The sequence below is a fragment of the Halothiobacillus sp. genome (assembly GCF_028710545.1).
Classification (GTDB): domain Bacteria; phylum Pseudomonadota; class Gammaproteobacteria; order Halothiobacillales; family Halothiobacillaceae; genus Halothiobacillus.
Genome location: NZ_JAQTTX010000023.1, coordinates 34442 through 44676 on the forward strand (window position 1 = coordinate 34442; position 10235 = coordinate 44676).

General features: G+C 56.3%; 11 protein-coding genes. 3 read left to right on the top strand and 8 right to left on the bottom strand.

The features are described from left to right. Nucleotides 1–3 precede the first annotated feature (3 nt). From PHD44_RS06435 to PHD44_RS06445, 3 genes are all read right to left on the bottom strand, one after another. The gene (locus PHD44_RS06435) at nt 4–591 is read right to left on the bottom strand and encodes a hypoxanthine-guanine phosphoribosyltransferase (protein WP_300189394.1); all 588 of its coding nucleotides are present in this window, start codon (nt 589–591) and stop codon (nt 4–6) included. Nucleotides 592–597: 6 nt separating this feature from the next. Next, a complete protein-coding gene (nagZ, locus tag PHD44_RS06440) occupies nt 598–1686 on the bottom strand; it encodes a beta-N-acetylhexosaminidase (RefSeq protein WP_300189397.1) in 1089 nt (362 codons plus the stop codon). Nucleotides 1687–2033: 347 nt separating this feature from the next. Further along, nucleotides 2034–2786 carry a dienelactone hydrolase family protein gene (locus PHD44_RS06445; protein WP_300189400.1) on the bottom strand — a complete coding sequence of 251 codons (753 nt, stop codon included), beginning with the start codon at nt 2784–2786 and terminating at the stop codon, nt 2034–2036. 77 nt (nt 2787–2863) lie between these two features. Between PHD44_RS06445 and PHD44_RS06450 the strand changes: the two genes are divergently transcribed. Further along, entirely contained in the window at nt 2864–2986 is a 123-nt protein-coding gene (locus PHD44_RS06450) for a hypothetical protein (protein ID WP_300189401.1), read from the top strand. Between the two features lie 385 nt (nt 2987–3371). Here PHD44_RS06450 and PHD44_RS06455 read toward each other — a convergent pair whose 3' ends face one another. The 5 genes from PHD44_RS06455 to PHD44_RS06475 form a co-directional block, all read right to left on the bottom strand. After that, the gene (locus PHD44_RS06455) at nt 3372–3581 is read right to left on the bottom strand and encodes a hypothetical protein (protein ID WP_300189404.1); all 210 of its coding nucleotides are present in this window, start codon (nt 3579–3581) and stop codon (nt 3372–3374) included. 178 nt (nt 3582–3759) lie between these two features. Further along, a complete protein-coding gene (locus PHD44_RS06460) occupies nt 3760–4056 on the bottom strand; it encodes a DUF1840 domain-containing protein (RefSeq protein WP_300189406.1) in 297 nt (98 codons plus the stop codon). 72 nt (nt 4057–4128) lie between these two features. Further along, complete coding sequence (locus tag PHD44_RS06465; RefSeq protein WP_300189409.1) at nt 4129–6612, bottom strand: plasma-membrane proton-efflux P-type ATPase; 2484 nt, start codon at nt 6610–6612, stop codon at nt 4129–4131. A gap of 234 nt (nt 6613–6846) precedes the next feature. Beyond that, nucleotides 6847–7641 carry a hypothetical protein gene (locus PHD44_RS06470; RefSeq protein ID WP_300189412.1) on the bottom strand — a complete coding sequence of 265 codons (795 nt, stop codon included), beginning with the start codon at nt 7639–7641 and terminating at the stop codon, nt 6847–6849. A gap of 19 nt (nt 7642–7660) precedes the next feature. Then, entirely contained in the window at nt 7661–8854 is a 1194-nt protein-coding gene (locus PHD44_RS06475; protein WP_300189415.1) for a cupin domain-containing protein, read from the bottom strand. A 150-nt stretch (nt 8855–9004) separates the two neighbouring features. On the opposite strand from PHD44_RS06475, the gene PHD44_RS06480 reads away from it, so the two are divergent. Continuing rightward, complete coding sequence (locus tag PHD44_RS06480) at nt 9005–9385, top strand: winged helix-turn-helix domain-containing protein (protein WP_300189417.1); 381 nt, start codon at nt 9005–9007, stop codon at nt 9383–9385. A 128-nt stretch (nt 9386–9513) separates the two neighbouring features. Next, nucleotides 9514–10235 (top strand): ferritin-like domain-containing protein (locus PHD44_RS06485; RefSeq protein WP_300189421.1); only part of this gene is annotated, 722 nt, incomplete at its 3' end.

Here is a 10235-nt window from a genome sequence, read left to right on the forward strand (position 1 = left end):
ACCTCAATTCTCCTGTGGCAGGGCGTAGATACCCTGTACATTTCTGAAAAAACCGTTGTAATCGAGTCCTTCGCCCAAAATGAATCGATCCGGCACGTCGATGCCGACAAAGTCAGGCAAGAAATCGCTGACTTTGTGATCATGTACCTTGTTTGTCGCCACGGCCACCCAGACGCGCGTGGCGCCCGCATCGCGGCAACTGGCGGCGATGGATTTGAGCGTCACACCCTCATCGAACACATCGTCGATAATCAGCACCTCCCGTTCGGCCAGGGGAATCTGCGGCAGAGCCAGCCACTGAAGCGCCCCACCCTGTGTTTCCCCACGATAACGCGTGGCGTGGACATAGCCGATTTCCAGCGGAAAATTCAGGCGTGAAAGCAAGGCACCGGCGGGAATCAGACCGCCATTCATCACCGCCAGCACGACGGGCAATCGATCACGCAACACCTGCGTGATTTGATCGGCAAGCGTTCCATACACCGCCTGCATGGTCTCGGCATCGACCAGACAATCGCAGGTGGCAAGCAATTCATTCAGTTCGGCTGCCCGCGTACGTGCCGCGCTGATAAGCGAAGATTCTTGAGTCATTCGTCCTTACTCCTCGTTCAAAAACCAACCGTCGTCGGCGGCCGCCCGCTCGTCTCCGAATGACTCATTCTGGAGCCGCTCAACCCAGGCTTTCGCCATGGCCGTGCGGGGGTCGTGCAAAAAACGCTTGGGCGATGGTACCGGGCCGTGCCCCATGAGATGGGCCAAACGCGCCTCGCGCAGGGGATCGGCGGTAAATTTGCGGTGGATCAACAGTTGATCCACCCATTGTGGATGATTGCAGATCAATGCCATATCGCAACCGGCCGCCAGCGCCGCATCCACGCGCGCACCGATATCACCGGCCACGGAAGCGGCAGCCATGGTGAGGTCATCTGTGAATACGGCGCCCTGATACCGCCAACGTTGGCGCAAGAGATCCTGCACCCAGACCTTGGAAAAGCCTGCAGGCAATGCATCGATTTTAGGGTAAACCACATGTGCCATCATCAGGGCGGGGATGAAACGTTCAATCAGGGCAACGAAGGGCCGAAGATCCTCGCGCTCGATCGTGGACAAGGCCCGGTGGTCGACCGGATGTGCGATGTGTGAATCTTCGGCAATCGAGCCATGACCGGGGAAATGCTTGCCAACGGCAGCCATGCCCGCCTCTTTCATGCCGGAGATCCAGGCGACGGCCAGCGCAATGATTGCAGCCGGATCGCGGGAAAAAGCACGGTCGCCAATCACACCACTGACACCGCGATCCAGATCCAGCACCGGCGCAAAACTCAAATCCACGCCCGCCATGCGCAGTTGCACGGCCATCAACCAGCCCAGACTTCTGGCCGCTTCCAAACCCGCTTGACGATCGTGTTTAAACAAGGCACCGAGCCGACCCATTGGCGGCAGGTGGATAAAACCGTCATCCCGGAACCGTTGTACACGCCCGCCTTCCTGATCGACCGCAATCAACAGGTGCGGGTGGCGCAAGGCGCGAATTTCGGCCGTCAGCGCAGTTAGTTGTTCAGTCGAGGAAAAGTTGCGGGCAAATAGAATCACGCCGCCCACAGCGGGGTTCATCAAGCGCGTGCGCTCCGCATCCGTCAGCGTCAAACCGGCGACGTCCACCATCAACGGACCCAAAGCAGTCATTCCCATTCCTCAAAGCAAAAAAAAGGCACCCAAAACGGGTGCCCAACAATAACAGGAGGAGTCAGACGCTGCCACGCAGGATTCAATCAAAGCGCGTCGGGGTAGAACGCTCCAAGAAGAAAAGCCCCGTGTGGCATGTATCTAACAGCGATAATCATGCCAACTTTATATGACAACTTGACGACGATAAAAAGCAATTAAATATCATTGCATTACAGAACAATGAATCAAAAACGCGAAGAAATCGGCATGAGAACAAGTGCCTTAATTTGCTGCAAAACTGCGCTTTTTGAGCACAGTCATTGTGCACGGCGGGGCGTTCAATACCTCGTCTTACCGCAGCGACATCACGCCTTGAACGCGTCAGCCAGAAACAAGCTCATCTGATGCCAGGAATCGTTCGCCGCCTGCTCGTTGTATTGCAGGGGCAAATTGAATTTTTCGCCTTTCTGGGTCGCGGCGGGATTGGTAAAGGCATGCTTCGCGTTCGGGTACGTGACAACTTCGATATCCGTTCCGGCTGCGCGCATTTCCTTGACCGTTGCGTCAACCTGCTCCGTAGGGACGAAGGGATCATTGCCGCCCATGTAGAGTCGAACCGGTACGCTGACCGGCGAATGGGCAATCGGTGCCAACCCGCCAAGCCCGGTGTGGAAGCCCGCCATGGCCCGAAGTGATACGCCCTGGCGTACCATGCTCAGAGCCACGGTGCCACCAAAGCAGAACCCGATCACGGCGATGCGTTCCGGATCAACCTCGGGCTGCTGTTTCACGGCGTGAATCGCTGCCATGAAACGGCCTTTCATCAAGGGCAGGTTGCCCCCGATGGCCGAAGAAAAGGCCGATGCCTCGGTCGGATTGTCTGCCTGGGCATGATTGCCGTACATGTCGACAGCAAAGCCAACATAACCCAGCTTGGCCAATGCCTTTGCACGATCATCGGAAAACGCATTTCGCCCCCACCATTCATGGACGACCAAAACGGCGGGACGACGACCCTGTTTGGAGGTGTCGACAGCAAGCGCCCCCTGCATCGTCACATCATCCAAAGTGTACGGAATGGTTTTAAGTTCAATCGAGGTTGAATTCGAAACAGTCATCAGCGTGCATCTCCTGAACAAATGAATCTAAACGTGGGGCCCTAAGGAACCTCTGATTGAATCCCTCGTGAGCCGAGTTGCTGAGCCAAAAGCCGCAAAACGAGGCAGAGGCCGCAGGTCGTAGTTTACGCTACGATGCCAAGGCCGATAACGAAGTGTTGCGGCTTTTGGGCGGCAACCCGTATGGGACGGGCTTTTGAGGGCGATTTACGCGCAGCTGGCGTAAGCCCGCTGTGTTGCGCCGCTCACGAATGGAATAACCATTAACGCGGAGCTGGCGTAAGCCCGTTTCGCGCCGCGCCTTGCGACTCATCCCTCAAAAGCCCGTCTCGGCCACGAAGGATTCAATCAGAGGTTCCCTAAACAGCCACAAATAAAATAAATGGCAGGCTATTGGTTTAGCAGACTAATCATCCTGCTGAAATTTTTTTCAGCAAGATGATAGAGCAGGAAAGGGGCGAACAGAAAGTATCTAATTGATTTTAAGAATCAAACGGTACTAAAACAGTCATCGGTCAAACTGAAAACCCCTGGTTGCGTTTTCCATCACCCGGTTACGCAAAACCACCAAGATACCGTATAAGGTTACGATTTGGATGCCGTGCTCGGCAAATCTGATGCGACCTTATCTAAGGCATCATGCATGGCTTGAACGATCAATCTGTCAGCCTCTGCCTGGTTCACGCCCGGCACATCCCAATCGAAGATCGCCCGATATTTTTCCACCAATGCCCGCATGTCGTGCAGCATTTGTGCGCGATGATGTTCAAGTTCAATGTCTTCAATGCTACTCATGATCCTTACCTCGTATTTTAAGTGCTGATGATTGAGTGGGTTCGATTATCAGGCGGGACATGGATGCCCCGCACGCAAGTCGATCACGTAAGTGATTGATTTGCTGATGCCGGGTCCATGCATGTACCGGATCCGGTATCGCTGAAAAACTCAGGGGGGGCGGTTTTTCGGCATCGTGTTAGTCCAGCAAACCGGCTTCTGACCACATCACGTTCTTGTGCTCCTTAACCGCCGCTTTTAGCAAATCGATTAACGGCGCAGCGCGGGTGGAGGGGCTGACACCATCGCCTGCATCCTGCCCAACCGCATGACTGACGCCGACCGCGGCAGTCAATTTTTCGAGCGCCTGCGGCACGTCGGCAGCCAGAATCGATCCGGGCACTGTCGCGCTATGGCCCATCTTGTCGATCATGGCCAGCGCATCCGCCCGATGCATGGTGATATTCGGGTACACCTTGGTTGAAAACGTAATCATGCTGAATCTCCTCTGGTTATCTACCCTGGAACCGGTCATCGAATCTATTGTTGTTTACACCCCGTCTCATTCTTATCCATGCCGCAACGGATGTCGCAGCATATTCAGAAAACTGCGATGCGGTGCCGCCGTATAGTCGAAGCGTCGCTGGATGCTTACTTTGGCAACATCCGTCACAAATGACCAGACAATTGAATAACCCCAGATGAGCGCCACATCAAACCAGGTGATTGGCGCCATCAAGCCCATCGGGTACAAACACAGCAGGGTGGCGGCAACCTTGGTGGCTACAGCCGTCCAGATCATGACCGGCGCAGGATAAGGGCGGGTGAGGTACCAACCGCGCGCCCTGGCGACAAACAAGGCCAGATGACCGGATACCGCCATCTTGAGAAACACATAGGTTTGTACTTGTGGGATGGAAAGATGCAGCCAGTTCATGGCCAGATACAACATCAGGAAACTGCCGATGGTGCCGGTTACACCCATCACAGTGGACACTGCCAACACCCGGTGCATGTTCCAGCGCACGGGCTTGGGCTCGACCTTGGTGTGATCATAGGCAATCGTCATGATCGGCAGATCGTTGAAGAAGGCCAGAAGAATGATCATGATCGCCGTGATCGGGTAGAAGTTGTACACGATCATCGCCAACACCACGAAGATCATGATCCGAATCGTTTCATTGATTCGATAAATGGCGTAGGAGTTCATGCGCTCGAAGATACGTCGGGCCTCTTCGACCGCGGTGGTAATGGTCGATAGCCCCGGCGCCGTGAGAATCAGATCAGCAGCCGCACGCGCCGCATCCGTTGCGCCGGAAACGGCAATCCCGACATCCGCCTGTTTGAGCGCTGGTGCATCGTTGACCCCGTCCCCGGTCATGGCAACGAGGTGGTGTCGCCCCTGCAGCGCTTTGACAATGGCGTATTTGTCTTCGGGAAAGACCTGGGCATACCCATCGGCTTTCTCGATTTGTTCGGCAGCATCCAGCGCTTTAGCACCATCGGCACCCAGCAGATTACTCGCCGGTTGAATCGCCTGGCCCAAACCCAGTTGCCCCGCGATTTGCCGTGCAATGGCGACATTGTCTCCCGTCACCATTTTCACGTGAATGCCGTGTTCATTCGCTTCCTTGATCGTTTGCGCCGAATCGTCACGCGGCGGGTCGAACATCGGCAGAATGCCAAGGAATGTCCAGTTCTTGCCATCATCTGAACGCGCGACACCCAGGGTGCGAAAGCCCTTGGCGGCGAAGTCATCAACCAGTTGATTGGCCCGTTTGGCCTCGTCACCGGCAAGCTGAGCCAGAGCGACAATGACCTGTGGCGCGCCCTTGGTGGTTTTGAAGCGCTGACCCGAGGATGACGTGATGGAAGCTTCGGTCCGTTTACCGATCGGATCGAATGGCACGAAGGCCGTTTGCGTGTATTGCTCAAGCACATGGGCGTCATTCAATCCGCCAATCACCGCCTGATCAATCGCATCCTTATCCTCTGCCTTGGACGCCAGCGCGGCAGCCAGAATCAGATCCTGTGCGTCCTTCGCCGAGAATACGGCAGGTTCGCCCAGCGTGAGCTTGTTTTGAGTCAATGTACCCGTCTTGTCCGAGCACAAAATGTCGATACCCGCCATTTCTTCAATGGACTGCAATTTCGAAACAATCGCCCCCTTTTTCGATAATGCCATGGCGCCGACAGCCATCGTGACCGACAGTACGGCGGGCATCGCCACCGGAATCGAGGCAACCGTCAGAATCAGCGCGAACTGGAACAGTTCGAGCATCGGCGAGCCTCGCTGGAGCTGAACCAGTATCAGCACCGCCACGAGCCCGAGACTCAAGAAAATCAGGTAATCGCCAATCGCCAGAACGGCCTTCTGAAAGTGCGACGGCGCACCCGCGCCCTCGACCAGTTTCGCCGTCCGACCGAAGAAGGTCTGACTGCCGGTGGCCGTAATCATCGCCACCATTTCGCCTTGCTTGGCGATCGAGCCGGAATACACCACTTCGCCCGCTTTCTTGTCCACCGGCAGTGATTCGCCCGTCAGCGCGGACTGATCGACCGACAGATAATCCCCTTCGATCAATTTAGCATCGGCGGGAATAATGTCACCCAAGCGCAAACGAACGACGTCGCCCGGCACCAGCTCAGCCGCATCAATTTCGCTCCATTGCCCATCACGCAGAACCCGAGCCCGAAGCGCCAGTTGGCTTTTCAGCGCCTCCAGCGCATTGGCCGCCTTGAACTCCTGCCAGAACCCGACGCCCGCATTGAACAACAGCAAGGCGAGAATGATGAAAAAGTCCGGCCAATGCCGCACGAAGGCCGACAGAATCGCAGCCACCTCGATCATCCAGGGAATAGGCCCCCAGAAGTAACCCAAAAACTTGACCCACGGACTGACCTTTTTTTCCAGCAGCGCGTTCGGACCGAACTGGGCCAGCCGAGCCGCAGCCTCCGCGCCACTCAAGCCCTTGGATGTGCTTTGAAGTTGCTTGGTCAATTCATCAATACTGAGCTTCTCGACTTGCTGACTATCGATGGCCTTAACCATGCCCAAACCTCCTTCTACTCTGGATTTACTCGGCCGAAGATCGCTGGGTCTGAGCTCATTGGGCGCAAGCTCAAAAACTTAATTGCAGACCGCATACTCGCCAAACCATAAACATAGTATGCCTATTCGATCAGAGTAGAAAAGAAAACAAACCGTTCAGGGCCGCATCTATCACTCAAACATGAACTATCTTGCGAGTTAAAGAAGCCTTTTCTGTCATGCTCGAAAGCCACCTCAATCCGCTATATGTGCGGCAGCAATTTCCTTCATTACCGGCAAATCCAGACCAAACCTTTCGGCCAGTTTCAGCGCCCGCTGCAAGCGAGCCGCCGCCGTACGACCCTGACAAGCATGTGCCGGATCACCCTCGAATCCAGCCAACATGCCCTCGATCAGAGGCTCTGCTGCCAGCGGCTGTCCGACCAGTTTCTCCTGAAGCGCAATGACTTCAAGAGCCACGGCGCGTGCAAGCGGCTGATATTCACGCCAGAGTGTTTCGACATCTCCACCCACCTTGAGCCCGGCGATATTGGTGGTGAGAATGTACACGTTCTTGATGACCAACTCGTTTTGCATGGCAGCCAAATCGTCGATAATCCGCGCATTCAGACCAATCGCTGCAAGCGATTCGGCCATCAAACCGGCATTGCGCCCCCAAACCGGGCTGGGCATGAGTTGTTTGACGAGTTTGCCCGGCTTTTTCTCGAACCAGATGGACATGACGGTCGGGTTGACGATCCCTGCCGATTGCCAGTCCTTGGGCAGCAGTTCGTTCTGGATCAGCACCAGTCGCTCGTGCCATTGTGCAGGGATTTGCGTGAGCAGATCCGGTAGGTCTTTTTCACCGACCGCCAGCACCAGCGCTTGGGCATCCGGCACCTGGGCCAGCACGCCGGAAAGTGATTGCCGACGGGTCACCGGAATGACCGGATGGCGGGTTTTCAGAAAGCCTGCGGCCAGTACCTGACCGATTTCGCCCATCCCAACCAAAATCACGGACGGGGCAAGACCAGAAGTATTCTGACTCATTACTTATTCTCCTTTTGGATCAGATAGTAAGCATGTTTGGCCGCCACTGAACCACACCGTCGGCATACAGTTGCTGCAACAGTTCGGCTGCGGCTGGCTGCTCGGTGACGGCCAGCAGTTCGGCGGCATCATAAAAAACCTGACTCACAAGCAAACGCGCCAAAGGGAACATTTCGGCATTCAAGAGCGTGCTTTGACCATCTACGGCCAGTGTTCCGCCAGCCGAATCGGACGCATCTTCCACCAACAGCATTCGCGCAGCCGGCGTGCGCATCAGGCTGTCACCGCTATGGGCGATTTCATCGCGCAGGGCCTTCGCGTCCAATGGCTCGTTTTGTGGATAAAAACCCGCGTGATCCAGCGGGCGCTCGGTGAGCGTTTCGGCGATGAATCGATCCAGCATGGCATCATCCTGATCCAGTACCGATTGCAAGATCGCGCGCAATTTGGCACGAGACGCGGCGTTCAATGCACCGGGATTCGCCGGTGCCTGCAAATCGGGATCACCGTAACGAGCCGTTTGATCCATCTGGGTGATCAGCCGATCGGTCACGCCCGCCGCCAACTCGTGCAGCAAGGGCGCACGGAACCCGATTGAAAACGTCATGCAGTGGTCGACCGCTACGCCGTGATGCGGCACACCGGGCGGCAGATAGAGCATGTCGCCCGGTTCCAGCACCCATTCTTCGGTCGGATCGAATTCCTGCAGCAGACGGATATCCAGATCCGGTACGAAATCACTGTGTTTCGGCGGATATTCGATCATCCATTTGCGCCGCCCCATACCCTGCAACAGGAACACATCATATTCATCGATATGCGCCCCGACCGAACCACCGGGCGGTGCGTAGGAAATCATCAGGTCATCGATCCGCCAATCCGGCACGAAACGGAATTGCTCAACCAGGGTCATCAAGTCAGGAATCAGCTTTTCGCAGTCGGTAATCAGCAACGAGTAACCGTCTTCGGGCAGGCTCGTGAAATCCTCTTCCACGAAAGGGCCGTGTCGCAACGTCCAGGGCCGCGTGCCTGCCGATTCGAGAATCAAACGCGCGGGCACGTCTTCCTCACAGGCCAGACCAGCCAACTCCTCCGGCGATAGTGGCGACTCGAAGCCGGGCACCGCCTGACGGATCAACACCGGTTTTTTCTGCCAGTAATCACGCAGAAAATCAGCCACGGACAAGTTACCCAGCACATGCGAAATTGCCATAAATCCACCTTCCAAAAATACGGCCACCAATAGTAACACTTGGGTAACAGCCACCCCATTCCACAACGCCATAAAGTACGAATTCGGTTATGCTATGAAAACATAACGCTCGCCCATAGCTCCGCGAACCATGGACTCAAGGAAGTCATCATGCCGAAAAAATCCCTCCTCGACCGCCTGCCCGGTGATGCCTACAGCGAACAGATTCACGCCCGGTTCTGGCTGATCAGCGCCGATCAGAAAGGCTATCTCGGTGTCGGAAAAGTCCGTCTGATGGAACTCATCGACGAACTGGGTTCAATCAGTCAGGCCGCCAAGACACTGGGCATGTCGTACAAGCGCGCGTGGTCGCTGATCGAGGAAGTCAACAAGATCGGCAGCCTGCCGTACGTGACCAAAGAAGTCGGTGGTGCGGGCGGCGGCCATGCCACCCTGACCGAAGCAGGTCGCAAGGCAATCGCCCAATACCGTGCACTGGAAGCGGACTTCCGGCAATTCATCGAGCAGCGCATGCAAAAAATTCAACTGTGATGCCACCCTCTTCGCCAGCAGCCATGACAAGCAATTCAACGATCCGCGAACAGGCCTATCACTGGCTGATGACAACCGATCCGCGGCAGAAATCAGCAGGCGCAGCCAACTTGTATCGACAGGCACTCATGACGGACGATGCCGTCATCCCACGCCCGCCCGACGAGACCATCGTTCGCGTGGAAGACCCCGGCCGCCCTGCCCTACCCAAGCTGGTGCCACCGCGCGATCTGCCGAGACGGATCACCCACACCCAGGAAGGGCGCAACGCAATGGCCCACGCCTTTGCCCATATCGAATTCAATGCCATCAATATCGCGCTGGATGCGGTCTACCGCTTCGACGACATGCCTGCGGCTTACTATCGTGACTGGTTGCGAGTCGCGTCTGAAGAAGGCAAGCACTTCCTGCTACTGGCCGACTACCTCGCACAACACGGCAGCAGCTACGGTGATTTTCCCGCACACAACAGCCTGTGGGAAACCGTCTGCGCCACCGATCACGATGTCATGGTGCGCATGGCGCTGGTGCCCCGCGTTCTCGAAGCGCGCGGACTCGACGTCACTCCGGCCATCGCCGACAAATTGCGCTTGGTGGGCGATCAGGCACTCGTCGATATTCTCGGGGTGATTTATACGGACGAAATCGGCCATGTCGAAATCGGCACCCGCTGGTTCCGCCACTGCGCCGAACAACGCCAACTCGATCCGCGCAGCAACTTTCGCGACTTGCTGGCCGAATACATGCACGGCCGTATTCGCGGCCCCTACGACGAACCGGGGCGCATGGCCGCCGGTTTCACCCGCGAAGAAATCGACGATCTCAAGGCCATGGAAGCGCAGACGCTGGC

Coding starts and splice junctions, on each gene's coding strand:
- PHD44_RS06435 (WP_300189394.1), bottom strand. CDS start 591: ATGACTCAAGAATCTTCGCTTATCAGCGCGGCACGTACGCGGGCAGCC.
- nagZ (WP_300189397.1), bottom strand. CDS start 1,686: ATGACTGCTTTGGGTCCGTTGATGGTGGACGTCGCCGGTTTGACGCTG.
- PHD44_RS06445 (WP_300189400.1), bottom strand. CDS start 2,786: ATGACTGTTTCGAATTCAACCTCGATTGAACTTAAAACCATTCCGTAC.
- PHD44_RS06455 (WP_300189404.1), bottom strand. CDS start 3,581: ATGAGTAGCATTGAAGACATTGAACTTGAACATCATCGCGCACAAATG.
- PHD44_RS06460 (WP_300189406.1), bottom strand. CDS start 4,056: ATGATTACGTTTTCAACCAAGGTGTACCCGAATATCACCATGCATCGG.
- PHD44_RS06465 (WP_300189409.1), bottom strand. CDS start 6,612: ATGGTTAAGGCCATCGATAGTCAGCAAGTCGAGAAGCTCAGTATTGAT.
- PHD44_RS06470 (WP_300189412.1), bottom strand. CDS start 7,641: ATGAGTCAGAATACTTCTGGTCTTGCCCCGTCCGTGATTTTGGTTGGG.
- PHD44_RS06475 (WP_300189415.1), bottom strand. CDS start 8,854: ATGGCAATTTCGCATGTGCTGGGTAACTTGTCCGTGGCTGATTTTCTG.
- PHD44_RS06480 (WP_300189417.1), top strand. CDS start 9,005: ATGCCGAAAAAATCCCTCCTCGACCGCCTGCCCGGTGATGCCTACAGC.